The following is an 18107-nucleotide window of genomic DNA, read 5'->3' as shown; positions in this document are numbered from 1 at the left end:
AACCTTCTAACCTTTAAGTTCCACTTATAGTAGGCCCTTCAAAAAAAGCCTTATAAAGTTTGCATCTCTTAGAAAAGGATTAGAGGGTGGATAAAATGAAGGCAGTATACAGGGGCATGTGCCCAAATTGCCAAGATGTGATAAGCGATGAGAGGCTATATAATAAGCATCCATGTGAAACATGTCTCGACGAAGAAATCAAATCTGATGTTTATTTTGAACTTGTTAAGGGAATTTACGATGCTCTAAAGCTTAAAAACACATTAAAACACTGGGAAGAAGTGTATTCTCTAGAACAAAGACTTATTGAAGCAGAAAAACTTTTTAAAACTGCCACTGGATTCACATTCTGGAGTGCTCAAAAGAGCTGGGTAAAACGACTGGTAAGAGGAAAAAGTTTCTCAATCATAGCCCCAACAGGTATGGGAAAAAGTGTTTTTGGGGCATTTATGTCCATTTATTACGCCAAAAAAGGAAAGAGATCATATATAGTCTTACCAACAACGCCTCTGGTCATTCAAACGATTAAGAGAGTCAAAACTTTTGCTGAAAAAGCTGGAATAGATGTTAATTTAGCATATTATCATGGAAACATGAAGAAAAAAGAAAAAGAAGAAATGCTCCAAAAAATCCAAACTGGTGAGTTTGATATTCTTATAACCTCTGCCCAATACCTTGCGAGAAATTTTGATGTCTTAAAGGACAAAAGATTTGACTTTATCTTTGTAGATGATGTTGATGCTTTTTTAAAAGCTTCAAAGAATATAGATCGCTCATTGATTTTACTCGGGTTTACCGAGGAGATAATTCAAAAAGCATGGGAAATAATAAGGCTCAAAAAACAGATGGCAAAATACCTTAACGGAAACAGAAAAGACAAAAATGAGCGGTTAAAAGAACTAAATAAACAAATAAACGCAATTGAAAAAGAAATAAGAGAATTTAAACGCAAGAATAATATTGGAGTTTTGATCGTGGCCTCAGCAACTGGAAGTGCAAGAGGTGACAGAATAAAACTCTATCGTGAACTCCTCGATTTTGAAGTAGGAAGTGGGCGATCCGCATTAAGAAATGTAGTGGACACATATTTATCTCCCCAACAACCAATAGAAGAGCATGTTGAAGAGATCATAAAGAAATTGGGCACAGGAGGTCTTATCTTTGTACCTATTGATCAAGGAATACTCTATGCAGAAAAGCTAACTTCCTACCTAAAGGATAAAGGATTCAAAGTCGAATTAGTTTCAGCGAGAAATAAAAAGGGTCTTGAGAGGTTTGAGAATGGAGAGGCCGACTACCTAATTGGGGTTGCAACTTATTATGGATCTATTGTTAGAGGCTTAGATTTGCCACATCTAATAAGGTATGCAGTTTTTACTGGTGTTCCCAAATTCCGATTTAGCATAGATTTAGAACAACCCACTATCTACAGAGTTCTTGGTCTGATGAGTGAAGTTATGGAATTCCTAGAAAACGAAGATAGAAAGAATGCAGAAAAACTCTACGCTAGAATAAGAAGGCTCATACGGAACATTCCACAGTTTGAAATTTTAAAGATAGAAGAAGCCCTTGCAGAGGGATTGCCTCTAGAGGGATTTTCAAATCATGTTCTCAAGGTATTTAAGGAGGCAGTAGACTTTTTAAGAAATATACTGAAGAAGGAAGATGTTCTCAAGAGAATAGAGGAAGATCCTTTCGTAAGTCTTAAGAAAGAGGAAGGAAAGTGGTATATAGAAATCCCTGACGTTAGGACATATATCCAAGCAAGCGGGAGGACTTCAAGACTATTTGCTGGTGGCATAACTAAAGGACTAAGCATGGTAATTGTAGACAATGAAAAAGTGTTCAATGGTCTAAAGAGGCAAATGCGTTGGCGCTTTTCTGAGTTTGAAATGGTAGCCTTTAATGAACTAGACCTAGAAAAAGTACTCCAAGAGATTGACAGAGATAGAGAAAAAGTCAGACTTATTATGGAAGGAAAGATCGCAGAGAAAACAAAAGATTTAGTCAGGTCCGCTCTTATGATAGTAGAATCGCCAAACAAGGCAAGGACTATTGCAAACTTCTTTGGTCAACCGAGCAAAAGGCGTATTGGAGATTTAGTGGCTTATGAAGTAAGCATCGGTGAATTGATGCTAACAATCCTCGCAAGTGGAGGACACATGTTTGATCTTGTAACCAATGACGGCTATCATGGGGTCTTGGTAAACGAAAAAGATGGAAAACTCTACTTTGTGCCAATATATGACACTCTAAAGCGTTGTAGAGACTGCGGCCATCAGTTTGTTGATTGGGAAAGCAAAGGAGTATGCCCAAGGTGTGGATCTAATGATATCAGGGATTCCCTTGAAAACGTTATGGCAATGAGAGAAATTGCCCAAGAAGTTGATGAAATATTAATCGGAACTGACCCAGATACTGAGGGAGAAAAGATAGCATGGGACATAAGGAATGTTCTATCCCCTTACACTCCAACAATAAAAAGGATTGAATTCCACGAAGTTACGAGACCAGCTATTCTGAAAGCACTAAAAGAAGCAAGAGATGTCCATGAAGGAAGAGTAAATGCTCAGTTAGTAAGAAGAATCGAGGATAGATGGATAGGATTCGAACTAAGCCAGAAACTATGGGAAGTCTTTGAGAATACCTATCTTTCAGCAGGAAGAGTTCAAACACCTGTACTAGGGTGGGTAATCCAAAGATATAAGGAATTTGTAGAAAGTGAAACCAATTTTGTAAGACTAACCCTCGAAAATGATCTGGATGTCACCCTTGAAGGCGTTAAGGACGAGATCGAAGAAGTTGTTGTAGAAGATGTGCAGCTGGAAGAGAGAGAACTCAATCCATTACCACCATACAGTACTGATACTATGCTTCAAGACGCTTCAAGATTTTTAGGATTCTCAACCGACTATACAATGAGATTAGCCCAAGACCTTTTCGAATTAGGTCTTCTTACATATATTAGAACAGACTCAACCCATGTCAGCAACGTTGGTATAGAAGTTGCTAAAGAGTACATAAGCGATGAAATCGGCGAGGAATACTTCGCCCCAAGAAAATGGGGAGAAGAAGGGGCCCATGAATGTATAAGACCGACAAGACCTATAGACACTGGAAGATTAATGCAACTGCTCAGAGATGGAGTTATAACACTTGCAAGAGGCCTGACAAGGGATCATTTCAGACTATATGACATGGTATTTAAGCGCTTTATGACATCCCAGATGAAAGCCGCAAAGATACTCTATGAAAAAGCAATCATAGATGCAAAAGTTGCAAAAACAGAAATAGAAGGCTATGTAGACATTCTTTATGAAGGATGGACAAAAATCCGGAATCCACCACTGAGAAAGCTTCCAAAACTTGAAAAAGGACAAAAGATTAGAGTTAAAGAGATCAAGAAATGGAAGGCTCCAAAAGTACCGCTTTTCACTCAAGGAGATATAATCGCCCTGATGAAAGAACGCAAAATTGGAAGGCCATCAACATATGCCAAGATAGTTAAAACCCTCCTTGATAGACACTACGTCATAGAAACTAAAGGGAGAAAGAAACTCGTGCCTACAGAGCTTGGAACCAAAGTATACCATTATCTCATAACCAGATACAAAGAGCTCGTAAGCGAAGAAAGGACTAGACAGCTTGAAGAGCTAATGGACCTAGTGGAAGAAAACAAAGCAGACTACCAGGAGATCCTTAATGAAATGTACAAAGAAATTAAAAAATACATTGCCTCATAAATTATTAAAAGAAAAGAAAGAAGTCACTCTTTTCTATGTTTCATTTTCCAGTTATACCATCTATAAAGGGCCGAGAGTGATTTAATTGCCCTCTCTGGTTCAGGATATGCTGGAATACCTCTCTCATTAAGTATGTCAATAGCTTCTTTAGCCTCAATTCCACCTACTATTGCAACTACAATCGGCTTCTTCCTACCACTTGCTTCGTATTCTCTGATAACTATCTCTGCGAGATCTCTTGGGTCTAAAACTGCTGTTTGACAGTAGAGAACTGCTATTGCGTGCATCTCTGGATGAGCCAAGGCGTCTCTAACTGCTCCCTCATAAGCTTCAGCACCAGCCATACCCGTAAGGTCAACGGGATTCTTGTAGCTCCCAAATGGTGGCATGTGGTTTGCGAAGACTTTAAGCTCCTCTAAGTTGTCGTAAAGTTTTAATCCTTCTTCTTCAGCAGCATCAGTGGCCATAACTCCTATTCCACCACCATTTGTGAGTATCACAACATTATCTCCCTCTGGTTCTGGAAGGTTGGAGAGTGTTCTTGCCCAATCAAATGCCTCGCCTATTGTTAAAGCCCTTAACACACCACTTTGCTTAAATGCAGCTGTGTAGATACTGTCAGCACCAGCCAATGATCCAGTGTGTGAAGCCGCTGCTTTGGCTCCTCTTTCACTTCTACCGGCTTTAATGATTATAATCGGCTTCTTCATTGAAACTCTCTTGGCAACTTCCATAAACTTCCTACCGTCCTTCACACCCTCCATATAGATTAAAATAGCACCGGTGTTTTCATCGTCTTCAAAGTATTCAAGCATGTCAGCATCATCGAGGTCACTCTTGTTTCCTATGCTAACTACGGCTGAAAGACCTACTTTTTCAAGAATTGTCCATCCCATGAGTGCTATTCCAAGAGCACCACTTTGGGAAACAAGGGCTAACTTTCCTGGCATAACATCAGTTGGTCCAAACGTAGCGTTAAGCTTTGCAGGAGTATAAACGATGCCAAAGATGTTTGGACCGAGAATTCTCATTCCATACTTGTGAGCTGTCTCGACTAGCTGCTGTTCAACTTTCTTGCCCTCTTCACCAAGTTCTCCAAATCCTGAACTAATTATCGGAAGGACTTTAACACCCTTCTTCCCACACTCTTCTATAACCTGTGGAACAAACTTTGCTGGTACAACTATCACCGCCATATCAACTTCATCAGGAACATCGAGAATGCTCTTGTAAACCTGGAATTTTCTTCCGCTGATCTCTATTTCCCCACCTTTGACATTTACTGCATATATCTTCCCTTCATAGCCGTATTCGATGAGATTTTTCATAATAGCATACCCTATTTTTCCTGGCTTGCCAGAAGCCCCTACAACAGCAACGCTCTTTGGTTTGAAAAGTGCTTCTATGCTCATTTCCTCCACCCCATGAACTTTACAAAGGTTAATCTGAAAAAGGAGTTATAACTTTTCCCTTATCCATTTGCCGACTTGACTATCGGCGTTCGCTAAAGAAACCTTGGGTTTTGAACGTGGATTGGATAAAGAAAAGTTAAGCAGATTCTATAAAATTGTTTCATGAGGATTATTGAACTACTAAATTTCGAGGGATAATAGCTTTAAAGCTGGAGGACAAAAATAAGAATAGTGATACTCCTCCCACTCCAAAAATATGAAGCATACTTGATAAGCTAGTGTCAGAAGTAAAGACAAGATACTAAGAGAGGGAACTTTTTGCAATTGAGGAATTACCTTATGATTATTTACTATCCAAAAAGGTGAGGAATAATGGGAGTTCCGATTGGTGAGTTAGTTTCAAAAAAAGAGCTGGAATTAGAAAACCTAAATGGTAGAAAAGTAGCCATAGATGCGTTCAATGCTATATACCAGTTCCTATCCACCATCAGACAAAGAGATGGTACCCCTCTAATGGATTCCAAAGGAAGGATAACCTCCCATCTCTCAGGCCTTTTCTATAGAACGATAAATCTTACGGAAGCAGGAATAAAACCTGTCTATGTCTTTGATGGGAAACCTCCAGAGTTTAAGAAGAAAGAACTTGAGAAGAGAGCCGAAGCAAGAGAGGAAGCACGAGAAAAATGGGAATTGGCCCTTGCCAGGGGTGACTTAGAAGAGGCCAAGAAATACGCCCAACGAGCTTCAAAAGTAAATGAACTTCTAATTGAAGACGCCAAAAAACTTTTGGAACTGATGGGGATCCCTTGGGTTCAAGCCCCCAGTGAAGGAGAAGCCCAAGCCGCCTATATGGCATCTAAAGGAGATGTTTGGGCCTCGGCAAGTCAAGATTATGACTCCTTGCTCTTTGGAACACCAAAACTCGTAAGGAACCTCACCATAACAGGAAGACGAAAACTACCTGGAAAAGATGTCTATATTGAGGTTAAGCCTGAATTAATACTTCTTGAAGATGTGCTGAACGGGCTGAAACTAACAAGAGAGAAACTTATTGAGCTAGCAATACTCGTTGGTACTGACTACAATCCAGGAGGGATAAAAGGATTAGGGCCAAAAAAAGCCCTTGAAATAGTAAGACACTCCAAAGATCCCCTATTAAAATATCAAAAGACAAGTGATGTAGACCTGTATGCAATAAAGGAATTTTTCCTGAATCCACCAGTGACAAATGAATATAAACTAGAATGGAAAATGCCCGATGAAGAAGGAGTACTGAGATTCCTCTGTGATGAGCATGACTTTAGCGAAGAACGTGTGAAAAACGGACTTGAGAGACTCAAAAAAGCAATAAAAGCTGGAAAACAATTTACATTAGATGCTTGGTTTAAAAAATGACCTTTTTATTTTTAAAATAAAAATTAAATGGGAAGCTTTAATCCAAGCTTTTCAACCATTTCTTTGTAACGGTTTCTTACCGTTACCTCTGTTACTCTTGCTGCCTCTGCAACTTCTCTCTGGGTTCTCTTTTCTCCCTCTAGAAGGCCAGCAATGTATAAAGCAGCTGCAACCAAACCCGCAGGACTTTTTCCACTAGTAAGACCCATATTATAGGCTTGTTCCAAAAGGTCAATCGCTCTCCTTCTAGTCCTCTCACTCAAACCAAGCTCATCTGCAAACTTGTTTACATAATCGGTCGGTTTAACGAAGAGTTTCTTTGGTGTAAGGTTAAGGTTTCTAGCAATAAACCTAAAGCTTCTCCCAATCTCTTTTTTATCTACCTTAGCCATATCTGCTATTTCGTCCAAAGTTCTCGGGATTTTGAGTAGTCTGCATGCAGCATAAACACACGCGGCGATTACACTTTCAATTGAACGGCCTCTTATAAGTCCCTTTCTTACAGCCTCCCTGTATAGACGAGCTGATTCTTCTTCCACGTGTTTAGGCAAGTTTAGTCTTGCACCAAGCCTATCAAGCTCGCTTAATGCAAAAGCTAGGTTTCTCTCCGCAGCATCGCTTACTCTAAGCCTGCTCTGCCACTTTCTAAGACGATAAATCTTCTCTCTCATTAACCCTTTAACATTTCTGTCATACCCTATATCCGTTGAAAGACCCTTGTCGTGAAGCAAGATGCTCTCAGGTGCCCCAGTTCTAGAGCGTTTCTCTCTTTGAGAAGCGTCAAAGGCCCTCCATTCAGGACCCATATCAATCATGTTTTCTTGAATTACAAATCCACAACTTGCACAGATTACCTCTCCCCTCTCAGGGTCATAAACAAATTTATCAGAGCCACAAACAGGGCAAATCCTATGCTTAGTCACAATTACACCCCCACGGTCAGTAAGCTTGTCAATCCTCATATATAAACCTTAAGCTTTTTCAAATCTAGTTATTGAATTTGTTATCCATTTTACATGTTCTTTTTTAAACGTAATCTTTTCCAATACCCTAACATCATCTTCAACAATATTCACATACGCCCAGAGGAATACAGGATCTTTCTCACTCCCTACAACACGATTTCGGTAAAGAATGTCAAGTGTTCCATCACTACTTTTTCTAGCGGAAATAGGTTTCCAAATGTCCAAACTAACCTCTCCCTTATCACTGAGCGCCTTGATAATCTCCTTAATTCTCACTTTTGTTTCACCACTTAATTCTAAATTCTTTCCTTGTTCTGGCATCAATTTGAGCCAAGATCCTTTTAAGTTTTTCATCTGTGATTCTCTCATTTATCTGACCAGCTTGGTAAAGCTGGACTAATATCAACTCCACCTGTCTCGCAAGTTCTGGTCTAACCAACTTTACTCTTCCTAATCTTTCCCTTGCTTCAGAAGTTAAAATCTGCTTCATTATTGCCTGTAGTTGGGCCTCTAACTCCATTTCTTGCCTTATTTGCTCCTCCTCAGCCTTTCTTTGCTCGGCAAGTCTTTTTTGAAGCTCTAAAAGCTTTTTCTTTCTAATCTCCTCTATATCTTCACCCATCCTATCACCCTCAACAAAAGTTATTTTAAAAAGTTATTGGAAAATGCTGATTAAACTCAAAAAGGGAGAAAACATCAGTACTTCTTAAGCTCGGGTATTATTTCTTCAAGTTCTTTCTTAAGCTCTGTGGCAGCCTTATCAAGGAAACTTCTTCCCTTTGGTGTAACCACTCTGCCCTCTCCAGGGATCTTTGTGATGAATCCAGCAGCCTCAAGCTGTTGAAGTGCCTTTCTAACGATACTTCCGCTTCCTTTGTAAAAGTGTTCTGGTGCATGGCCTCTGTTCTTTCTTCCACCATACCATGTCCTTAATCTTTCAATGCCCACTGGTCCATCCACATAAACCTTTCTCAAAACTGAGGCTACTCTGTAATACCACCAATCGTCTTGTTCTGGTATTCTCTCCTTGTGTCTACCAGTCTTAACGAATAATGCCCATTCAGGTGGTTTGATTTCAGGTATTTCTTTTAACTTCTGAGCTACCCTCTCGACGAGTAAATCACCAGGAACATCATAAACTGTCGCCATTCTTCATTCCCTCCCTTTTTTGAACTTCTTCCTAAATTGAGCGATATCGAGTTTGATCTTCTTAACGGGTTTTTCTTCCCGTCTCTCCTTCGAGACTTCCTTAAGCTTAAGCTTCTTTAAATACTTTTCCCATCCCTCTCTGGGACGAAACAATATAAACCTTTTGCCCCTAACGTCGATGAGCTCACTATCTGTAAGCTCCGCAACCTTTTCAGCTATACCTCTCCTATCCATTTCTGTAGAAATGAGTGCGCCTTTCTTTATTTCTACCTTTAATATACCCTCTTTTTTTAGTTGAACGTTAATCTCGTTGATTACACTTTCATCTAGACCTTTTTTCCCAACCCATGCTTTTGGTTCAATATCATAATATTTGGCCCGTATAGCTCTTCTCACCTTTCCAGGTAAACGTTTCTCCATCTCTCTCACCTCTCTCTAAAGTCTCGCCCACTTTTGGACGCGAAGGTTTTTGGAAGAAGGGCTTTTTAAATCTTGCCTAACTGCTACACACGTTTGAGTAAAAATCCTTATTAAGTTTTAGTCTTTATTGGTGTAGTGGTGATTGCAATGAAAGTACTGTTTTTAACAGCAGATACGTTTGAAGATTTGGAACTTCTTTATCCACTCTACAGGATGAAAGAAGAAGGGCATGAAGTTTATATTGCAAGCAACAAAAAGGGTACAATAGTAGGAAAACACAATTATTCCGTAAATGTTGATTTAGTCTTTGATGAAGTGAATCCAGATGAATTTGATGCTCTAGTTTTACCTGGAGGAAGAGCACCTGAAATTGTAAGAATATACCCCAAAGCTGTGGAAATAGCTAAAAAGATGTTTGAAGCTGGAAAACCAGTGGCAAGTATATGTCACGGCCCCCAAGTTCTGATATCCGCAGGTGTTCTTAAAGGAAGAAAAGGAACATGTGTCGTCGCAATAAAAGATGACCTCATAAACGCTGGAGCTGAATATATCGACAGTGAAGTTGTTGTCGATGGAAATTGGGTGAGCTCCAGGCACCCTGGAGATATCTCTGCTTGGATGAGAGAGTTTGTAAAACTTTTGAAGTGAGTTTCTTTTTCATTATTTGGTATTTAGAAAGTCGATTTGTGGTATTCATATCGAACAATGTACCAACAATTTTATTAACTTTCGAACATAAGTGTAATTAACAAAAAGGCATTCGGACCTAAGAATGCCCAATCCCCGGTAAGGAACTCTGTGGAACCTATTGAAACTATTCGTTTCACCGCTTCCCTAAAATATTTAAACGTGGAAACACTCCGTAGGTGATTAAATATGACAAAAGAGTTTGAATTTTCGTTATGGAACTATATGAAAGACATCAAGTGGGGAGAGTATGTTGTGATAAAGCATACGTCCAGCGATCCTACCCATCTTTTGTTTTATATATTAATAAGACAGCTACAGGAAGACAACACACCATTCATCATTGTAGATGTTCTTGATAAGCTCCATCTTTTCAAGACACACCTAATGACTGCGGGGATAGACACGAGTATTGTAAATGATATTCCAGTGATAAAACTTGGAGGCATAAAACATACTGGGAACATCATGAGTTTAATTGAAAGGGTTGACATCTCCCAGGATATCCCCATATGGACAAGACACTACCGTGAAGCTCTCCATAGAGTGGAAGAACGATTCAACAATTACATAAAGATAATAGTTGGTGTCGATGCTCTGCTTCAACTCTATGAAGAAAATATTTGGGATCTTAATATTCTAATGCTTTCTGGATTTGCTAATATGCTAGGAGACAAAAGAAGTAAAGGGTTTATATTTCTAAACTACTCAACACTCAAATCTACAACTCTCTTAAAACTTGAGGAAATCTTCACAAGAATTCTAAGCGTAGGATTGGAAGAAAATACACTAACTCTTAGGATTGAGAAATCCATAAACTTCAGTGAGTATAGGAAAGAAATTAAAGTCAATGCCCAAGAACTTCAAGATTATTTAATAGGACCAACCCCTACAAAATAGAGTAAAAGGGTCAAAAGACTGCCCTATCCCTTCCCTCTATTTGTTTCACTTCAGCTTTCTTTTTAGTGAACATTTCTTCAACTCTCTTGTAGTATTCTATAGTCTCCTCGCTTATACTTGGGCTTACTTTTTTCAGGGCTTCTTCAAAATCCTTCATTGTGACTTTGACACGTTTTCTGATGTCACTCGCCCTTGTATTAGGGCTTATCTCTCCCTTTACTATTGCTCCTCTCATAGCATTAAGTGCTGCCTCTCTTACCACAGCCTCGATGTCGGCCCCTGTATATCCTTCAGTTCTTTTTGCTAGCTCTTCTAAACTAACATCTTCTGCAAGGGGGACATTTCTTGTATGAACCTTGAATATCTCAAGTCTTGCTTTTTCATCTGGAGCTGGAACAAGAATCAGTCTATCAAATCTTCCAGGTCTTAGTAATGCAGGATCAAGTATGTCTGGTCTGTTGGTTGCAGCTATAACCACAACACCACTATTCTCTTCAATACCATCCATCTCAGTTAACAACTGATTAATGAGCCTATCTGTAACTCTGTTAACATCTGTACCTCTTCTTGGTGCTATAGAATCAATTTCATCAATGAAAACTACTGTAGGGGCTGCCTGTCTGGCCTTTCTAAATATCTCTCTTATATTCTTTTCGCTTTCACCAACCCACTTGCTCAAAACCTCTGGACCCCTAATTCCAATAAAGTTAGCCTCACTTTCAGTCGCCACCGCCTTAGCCAAAAGTGTTTTACCAGTTCCGGGAGGCCCATAGAGGAGAATGCCCTTTGGAGGGTTAATACCCATAGCTATAAATGCCTCTGGATACTTCAGTGGCCATTCTACCGCTTCTCTTAACTGTTGTTTAACCTCTTCAAGACCACCAATATCCTCCCATTTAACATTTGGTACCTCGAGGAGCACTTCTCTTAGAGCAGATGGTTCAACCATTTTTAATGCCTCATAAAAGTCTCTTCTTGTAACTTTGAGCTCTTCAAGGACTTCCTTTGGAATGCTTTCTGCTTCAAAATCTATCTTGCCCTCTTCAATAAGTCTTCTCAAAGCTGCCATTGCAGCTTCTCTTGCCAATGCTGCCAGATCAGCGCCTACAAATCCATGAGTCTTCTCAGCTAACTCCTCCAAGAGGAAATCGATTAAACGATGCCTTACTTCTTCATACAACTTCTCATCAATGTTTTTAAGAAGTTCTTTAATATCTTCTTCTATATCTGGGGTCTCCTCTATTTTCATAAGAGTCCTTTCCACAACTCCCTTGAATCGTTCGTAACTCTTAAGCTCTATCAAAGCCCTCTTAACATCTTCCTTTCTGAAGTCAGGTTCAATAGGCATGCCTCTGGTGTGAATTTGAAGGATTTCTTTTCTTCCCTGCTTGTCAGGAACACCAACCTCAATCTCCCTATCAAACCTACCAGGCCTTCTTAAAGCAGGATCAACAGCGTCAGGCCTGTTAGTGGCACCTATAACTATTACCTTTCCTCTGCTCTTTAACCCATCCATCAAAGTAAGTAACTGAGCAACAACTCTTTTCTCAACCTCTCCGCTGACTTCCTCCCTTTTTGGAGCTATTGCATCAATCTCATCAATGAAAATTATGCTCGGAGCATTCTCTTCAGCTTCTTTAAAGACATCTCTAAGTCTTTCCTCACTCTCTCCGTAGTACTTGCTCATGATTTCTGGGCCGTTGATGGCTATGAAGTGAGCATTAGCCTCATTAGCAACAGCCTTAGCCAAAAGAGTCTTACCAGTACCCGGAGGACCATACAACAAAACACCCTTCGGCGGTTCAATTCCAAGCTTTTCAAATACTTCCGGATGCTTTAAGGGAAGCTCAATCATTTCTCTAATTTTTTGTATCACATCTTTAAGACCACCAATGTCCTCATAAGTAACTCCAAGAGCTGGCGTTTTTGCTACCTCCTTAACTGGCTTCTCAGAGATCACAAACTCTGTAAACTCCGTTATCTGCACTACACCTGAAGGAGTAGTTGCTGTAACAACAAACGTAAGCTCTTGACCAAGGACTCCAATTCTGATATAATCGCCTCTAACAACTGGTCTCCCAACCAATCTAGAGTGAAGCCAATCAACAAAGTCCCGACCAAATCTGATTGGCTCTGTTGGGGCCAAAACTACTTTTTGGGCCTCTTTAACTTCTGCTTTTCTTATGGTTACCTCATCCCCAAGACCAACCCCAGAATTCTTTCTTATCGTACCATCCATTCTGATAATTTCTAACCCTTCATCTTCTGGATAAGCTGGCCAGACTACTGCAGCTGTATTTTTAGTACCTATAACCTCAATGATGTCACCTGGTTGAACTCCAATCTTTCTCATTGCACTTCTATCAATCCTAACTATCCCTCTACCAACATCCCTCTGATAAGCGGAAGCTACTTTGAGTTTAATCTCATTCCTATCGCTCATTTATATCACCTCTCTCTTTAGTTATTAAATGACCGTGAATCTAACATTATTTAATTATTTAATCAAATTAAAAAATAATGAAATATCACTCTATCTTAACTTCGAAACCACTCTTCTCTTCTTTTTTGGTTGGATATTTCTTAGGAACTCTTATCTCAAGGACGCCATTGTTATATTTAGCCTTTGCCTTTTCTGCTACAACTTCTTCAGGAAGTCTGATAACTCTTCTGTAACCACTATAATACCTCTCAATTCTCACCGCTCCTTCTTTTTCAAGTTCGTGTTCTCTCTTCACTTGGGCCTCAATATAAACAGCGTCACTAGTTACTCTGACTTTAATGTCCTCCTTTCTGACTCCCGGTAATTCGGCTGTAATTATGAATTCTTCACCCGTATCAAAGATATCTACAAAGGGCTCTCTCCAAACTCCTTCACTTCTTATCTCAAATTCTCCTCTTGGCTCGCTAAATCTTCTATAACTCCATAGTCTGGGCCCCCTAAATATGTCTTCAAACATTGCATCAATCTCTTCTTGTATTTCTCTCATTATATCGAAGGGGTCCCAGAAGTCTCTCCTCCACCATCTTCTCGCCACCTTCATCACCCCCTTACATCTTTTGGTTACCGATAGTTATTAAAATATTAACTCCTTATAAATTTTTCGATTTTAGTATACTTAAGTAAGATTAAATTACCGCAAGATTTATAAAGCGGATTAGACCTTCTATACTTTGGACATGGGGCGGTAGCTCAGCCTGGGAGAGCGCCGGACTGAAGATCCGGGTGTCGGGGGTTCAAATCCCCCTCGCCCCACCACGTTTTCCTGTTCTATGGAAACATAAAAGTTTAAAAGCCACTCTCCATAGTGATTTCCGGTGATGATAATGAAAGGGATTGTACTAAGCTACATGAGAAGTAAAGAACACCTACACAAGAACCACATGATTATCAAACCACTTGGAATTGAGAGTAAAGAGCAAGCAGCAGCATTGATTGGCAAGAAAGTCTTCTGGAGAAGTCCTAGTGGAAAGCTCCTCGTGGGCAAAATCACCAGAACTCATGGAGTTAGAGGAGAAGTAAAAGCAAGGTTTGAGAGACCATTACCGGGGCAAGCCCTTGGAGACTACGTTGAAATAAAATGACCTTTCTTTCCTTCTTTTTGGAGGTAGCTTGATGAAATTTGTCAATATTAAAGAAGGAAAAGCAGAAATTTTTATACCTAAAGCCAAGCGTATTTATGATGCTCCTGTTTTTTATAATCCCGCCATGACATTAAATAGGGATTTAAGTGTCCTTGTTTTACGAGTTTTAAATCCCAAAACAGTCTTAGATGCCCTCTCAGCCACGGGGATTAGAGGAATAAGGTATGCTTTGGAGACTAATGCAGAAGAGATATGGCTTAATGATATAAATCCTGATGCCTTTAAGCTCATTATTAGAAACCTAAAGATTAATTTTGGAGAAGAACTCACCTTAAATGACAAAATGGCAAGAGTAAAAGGGGAAAAAGAAATACTTGCCACCAATAAAGATGCGAATCTCTTGATGGCTGAAAAATTCAGATATTTTGACTTTGTGGATCTTGACCCATTTGGTTCTCCGATGGAGTTTCTTGATTCAACACTGAGAAGTGTTAAACGAAAAGGAGTCCTAGCAGTTACCGCTACAGACACTGCCCCTCTTTGTGGAGCCCATCCAAAAGCATGTCTCAGAAAGTATAACTCAAAACCTCTAAGAGGCGAGCTCTGCCATGAAAGTGGCCTAAGAATTTTGATAGGAGCTATCGTTAGATATGCTGTAAAATATGACCTCGGAATCAATGTTCTCTTTGCCTATTACAAAGATCACTACTTTAGAGCATTTTTACAACTTAAAGATGGCGCAAAAGAAGGTGATAAATCCCTCAAAAATATGGGATACGTATATTTTGAACCCAAAACAGGAAGGTTCGAAATTGAAAGGAATTTTCTTCCAAGTAGAGAAGGGGCCTTTGGACCCTTATGGCTTGGCCCTCTCAAAGAACAGAAGTTCATAGAAAAAATGATAGAAAAAGCTGAAAAAGCCGAATTACCCCAAAAGAACAAGCTTCTCAAATTCCTGAGTATTATCAAAGATGAACTTAATATTCCGTTTTTCTATGATTTTCACGCTCTCGCAAGACGAAACTCTCTTGAAGTAAGAAAGCTCTCAGATGTGTGCAGCATACTCCAGGAGAAAGGACATAAGAGCAGTCGGACACATTTCTCTCCAACTGCAATAAAAACGGATGCACCTTTTGAAATAGTTCTGGAAACGTTAAAACTCCTCCAATGATCAAACCCTTATATATTTCCAACCACCTCGTTTAAATATCCACCAGAAAAAGATTGCTGTTGTGAATGTTTCTAACGTCATGGCAAGCCATGCTGCAATAACCCCCATTCCTTTGATGTGAATAATCCAAAATGAGACCCCAAACCCAAGGATATATGATGGAATTATTCTGAAAAAGAGCTTACTTATTGCCGTTACATACATTGGACTCTTTGTATCTCCAGCTCCTCTAAGAGAACCACTTAAAACGAATGTCCATCCAAGAGGTATCTCACTTATTCCAACGATTATGAGATATATACTAGCCAACCTTAAAACTTCTGCATAGTCAGGGTCACTTCTTGTGACAAATGGCATCACGAGATATCTAGGAAATACCACCAAAATTATTGCCATAATTCCCATAAACACTGAAACCATTTTAAGTGCCTCATAAACAACTCTTTCTGCTTTTTCAGGATCTCCTTCTCCAAGGCTTTGACCAACCAAAGCTGAGGCAGCAACATTAAAACCAAAGGCCGGCATATAAGCTATGCTTTCTACTCTCAAGCCCACTTGATGAGCTGCCAATGCTATAGTACCAAAGCGGGTTACTATGCTTATGTAGAGGAAGTTATAGAAGCTGAAAATAATTCTCTCAACTGTAGCAGGAATTCCAATTCTGAGTATCCTTTTTATGGTCTCCCAGTCGAGCTTGAAGGCAGGCTTAAATTTTAAAACCAAGGATCCCCTAAGGAAAAGAATCAATCCAACAATAAAAGCAAGTAAAATTGAAAGGCCTGAGGCTAACGCAGCACCTACCACTTCAAGCCTTGGTAACCCAAATTTTCCAAAGATTAGACCATAATTCAAGAAAACATTAGCCCCATTAGTTAATAGACTTAATTTCATTGGTGTCTTTGTATCTCCAGCCCCTCTAAGAGCACTAAAAGCTGCAAATGCCATGAAATTAATTGGGTAAAAAATGAAAAATGTTCTTATGTAGGAATAGCCAAGTTTTATGACATCTTCACTTGCCCCCATTATTTTAAGGGCATCATCTCCAAAGAAAACTCCAAAGAGCATTACCGGAATACTCATGAAAAAAGCTAGATATATACTCTGTTCAAGCACTTTTTCGGCCATGTCAAAATCTTTTGCCCCTACAAACCTTGCAACTAAGGCCAGAGTCCCAGTAGAAATAGCAAACATGAGAGGCATCATGAACCAAGAGAATTGACCCCCAAGACCTACACTGGCTATTGCCAAAGACCCCAGTTGTCCCACCATTATCATATCAACTAAGTTAACAAGAGTTTGTCCTATATTGGCCAAAATAGCAGGCCATGCAAGTGCCCAGAGTCTTTTTCTTAATTCCCCATCCATAAGTCTCACTTAGATTATTGTCTTAACGGTTAGAGGCAAAATATAAAAAGTTTCAAAAGGTTAAAAATCTTTTGTCAAAAGAAGAGAATCCAAGTTGAAAACCTTTAGACCAAACCGCTCCAAGGCCAATTCAATCTGCTCTTTGGTTAACCGATAGTTATAAATAAATCCTTCAAGGCCATTTTTTATTTGTTCTTGCTTAAATCCAAAAATCGCTTCCATTAAGTGTATAGCCTCTACTTCTCGCTGTTCAAGTCTTTCAGTGTTCTCTTTGTAGCGTTCCATGAATTTGTAGAAAATTTCTTTGTTAATCTTAAAGAACTCATAATTGACTCCCAAAGCACAACAAGGATAAAGACCAAATAGTTCAACATATCTATAAACTTTAAGCCCGCTTTTTTCTAAACTGCTTAAATATGGTTCCCATATACTTAGAGCATCTATTTCCCCCTCTAAAAATGATTTTACCATCTCTTCGGGTTTTTTAAAATAGATTACTTTAGCTTTACCTATAAGCCCATGCTTTTCCAAAAAGAGCTTCAGCATGGTTTCCATTGTAGAGAGTTCTGAAGATCCAATCCTTATACCTTCCTTTAAATCTCCCTTTAAGACAATTCCACTTCCCCCAAATCCACAACCACTAGCAATTCTTAGATTTTTGGTAAGAAGGCCAAAAAGGACCTGTGTAATAAGGGGAGAACAGGCTAGATCAACTTTTCCCAAGGCCAATGCATTTGTTAGTTCAATAGCACTGTTATATACCAAGATTCTTACATCGTACTCTCTCTCAAGATCCTTAGCTGTTAAAATTGCATGAGGATATTCAACAGCCTTCAAAAGTCCCAGTCTGAGAACTCCCTCTATTGGAAAGGGAGCTTCTTCAACAAGCCAGACACGATAGGCCTTTTTACCAATTTCTTTCCTAATAACCTTCTTTTCTTTTTCCAAACTCTCAATAGCCTCAACAATTGTGGATCTAGAATAATTAAGCTTATAAAGCTCGCTTTGAAGTATCCCATCATGACCTTTTGCTGTGAGACAAGCCAAAATATCTCCTTTAGCACTCATGAAAGTACCTTAAGAATTCATGTTTTTATAATTTTTGAAAATAGTGAAAAAAGTTAAAGAATACCTTTTGCCTTCTTCCACTTGTGACTCCAGCTGTATTTTCTAAGCCTTCTGCTCCTCCCAAATCCACACGCAGCACAGTAACCTTTTCTCGTGTTAAAGGACTTCCTTCCACATCTTCTGCACTTTATATGAGTGGGAGTTCTATTCCGTTTTCCATGTGGAGCTGTTCCACTTCCCACGAAAC

The 18107-nt window shown here is 39.4% G+C and carries 17 protein-coding genes and 1 tRNA gene; 7 read left to right on the top strand and 11 right to left on the bottom strand.

Annotated elements, in window-relative coordinates:
- The first annotated feature begins 95 nt into the window (after positions 1-95).
- Entirely contained in the window at positions 96-3743 is a 3648-nt protein-coding gene (rgy, locus tag K1720_RS05810) for a reverse gyrase (protein WP_251947449.1), read from the top strand.
- A 23-nt stretch (positions 3744-3766) separates the two neighbouring features.
- Here rgy and acs read toward each other — a convergent pair whose 3' ends face one another.
- Positions 3767-5155 carry an acetate--CoA ligase alpha subunit gene (acs, locus tag K1720_RS05805; protein WP_251947446.1) on the bottom strand — a complete coding sequence of 463 codons (1389 nt, stop codon included), beginning with the start codon at positions 5153-5155 and terminating at the stop codon, positions 3767-3769.
- A gap of 372 nt (positions 5156-5527) precedes the next feature.
- On the opposite strand from acs, the gene fen reads away from it, so the two are divergent.
- Positions 5528-6550, top strand: a complete 1023-nt coding sequence (fen, locus tag K1720_RS05800; RefSeq protein ID WP_251947444.1) for a flap endonuclease-1 — start codon at positions 5528-5530, stop codon at positions 6548-6550.
- Positions 6551-6573: 23 nt separating this feature from the next.
- Here fen and K1720_RS05795 read toward each other — a convergent pair whose 3' ends face one another.
- From K1720_RS05795 to K1720_RS05775, 5 genes are all read right to left on the bottom strand, one after another.
- Complete coding sequence (locus K1720_RS05795; RefSeq protein ID WP_055283299.1) at positions 6574-7473, bottom strand: transcription initiation factor IIB; 900 nt, start codon at positions 7471-7473, stop codon at positions 6574-6576.
- Positions 7474-7521: 48 nt separating this feature from the next.
- Positions 7522-7836: a hypothetical protein gene (locus K1720_RS05790; protein WP_251947442.1), complete on the bottom strand. Its 315-nt coding sequence runs from the start codon at positions 7834-7836 to the stop codon at positions 7522-7524.
- Positions 7799-8137 carry a DNA-binding protein gene (locus K1720_RS05785; RefSeq protein ID WP_251947439.1) on the bottom strand — a complete coding sequence of 113 codons (339 nt, stop codon included), beginning with the start codon at positions 8135-8137 and terminating at the stop codon, positions 7799-7801. Before K1720_RS05785 ends, K1720_RS05790 begins: the two co-directional genes overlap by 38 nt.
- A 74-nt stretch (positions 8138-8211) precedes the next feature.
- Entirely contained in the window at positions 8212-8664 is a 453-nt protein-coding gene (locus tag K1720_RS05780) for a 30S ribosomal protein S19e (protein ID WP_055283305.1), read from the bottom strand.
- Positions 8665-8667: 3 nt separating this feature from the next.
- Entirely contained in the window at positions 8668-9084 is a 417-nt protein-coding gene (locus tag K1720_RS05775) for a YhbY family RNA-binding protein (protein WP_055283307.1), read from the bottom strand.
- 147 nt (positions 9085-9231) lie between these two features.
- Between K1720_RS05775 and K1720_RS05770 the strand changes: the two genes are divergently transcribed.
- Together K1720_RS05770 and K1720_RS05765 are read left to right on the top strand one after the other, a co-directional pair.
- Positions 9232-9732, top strand: coding sequence for a type 1 glutamine amidotransferase domain-containing protein (locus K1720_RS05770; RefSeq protein WP_251947437.1), 501 nt, complete (start codon positions 9232-9234; stop codon positions 9730-9732).
- A gap of 228 nt (positions 9733-9960) precedes the next feature.
- Complete coding sequence (locus K1720_RS05765) at positions 9961-10671, top strand: DUF257 family protein (protein ID WP_251947434.1); 711 nt, start codon at positions 9961-9963, stop codon at positions 10669-10671.
- 10 nt (positions 10672-10681) lie between these two features.
- Here the strand turns inward: K1720_RS05765 and K1720_RS05760 are convergent, their stop codons facing one another.
- Together K1720_RS05760 and K1720_RS05755 are read right to left on the bottom strand one after the other, a co-directional pair.
- Positions 10682-13114, bottom strand: a complete 2433-nt coding sequence (locus tag K1720_RS05760) for a CDC48 family AAA ATPase (protein WP_251947432.1) — start codon at positions 13112-13114, stop codon at positions 10682-10684.
- A gap of 85 nt (positions 13115-13199) precedes the next feature.
- Positions 13200-13715 (bottom strand): Hsp20/alpha crystallin family protein, encoded by a 516-nt coding sequence (locus K1720_RS05755; RefSeq protein ID WP_251947430.1) that lies wholly within the window; start codon positions 13713-13715, stop codon positions 13200-13202.
- Between the two features lie 138 nt (positions 13716-13853).
- Here K1720_RS05755 and K1720_RS05750 point away from each other — a divergent pair.
- The 3 genes from K1720_RS05750 to K1720_RS05740 all read left to right on the top strand — a co-directional run bounded on the left by K1720_RS05750 (position 13854) and on the right by K1720_RS05740 (position 15427).
- Positions 13854-13930: transfer RNA gene (locus tag K1720_RS05750), tRNA-Phe, on the top strand.
- Positions 13931-13992: 62 nt separating this feature from the next.
- A complete protein-coding gene (locus tag K1720_RS05745) occupies positions 13993-14256 on the top strand; it encodes a 50S ribosomal protein L35ae (RefSeq protein WP_251950578.1) in 264 nt (87 codons plus the stop codon).
- Positions 14257-14287: 31 nt separating this feature from the next.
- A complete protein-coding gene (locus tag K1720_RS05740) occupies positions 14288-15427 on the top strand; it encodes a tRNA (guanine(10)-N(2))-dimethyltransferase (protein WP_251947428.1) in 1140 nt (379 codons plus the stop codon).
- On the opposite strand, the gene K1720_RS05735 is transcribed toward K1720_RS05740, so the two are convergent.
- The 3 genes from K1720_RS05735 to K1720_RS05725 are packed head-to-tail and all read right to left on the bottom strand — an operon-like array spanning position 15428 to position 18102.
- Positions 15428-16792, bottom strand: a complete 1365-nt coding sequence (locus tag K1720_RS05735; protein WP_251947425.1) for an MATE family efflux transporter — start codon at positions 16790-16792, stop codon at positions 15428-15430.
- A 60-nt stretch (positions 16793-16852) separates the two neighbouring features.
- Positions 16853-17860 (bottom strand): ABC transporter substrate-binding protein, encoded by a 1008-nt coding sequence (locus K1720_RS05730; RefSeq protein ID WP_251947423.1) that lies wholly within the window; start codon positions 17858-17860, stop codon positions 16853-16855.
- A 53-nt stretch (positions 17861-17913) separates the two neighbouring features.
- Positions 17914-18102 (bottom strand): 50S ribosomal protein L37e, encoded by a 189-nt coding sequence (locus K1720_RS05725; RefSeq protein WP_055282116.1) that lies wholly within the window; start codon positions 18100-18102, stop codon positions 17914-17916.
- Positions 18103-18107 lie beyond the last annotated feature (5 nt).

The sequence above is a fragment of the Thermococcus argininiproducens genome (genome assembly GCF_023746595.1).
GTDB lineage: Archaea > Methanobacteriota_B > Thermococci > Thermococcales > Thermococcaceae > Thermococcus_A > Thermococcus_A argininiproducens.
This window is presented reverse-complemented; position numbering and strand designations above follow the sequence as displayed.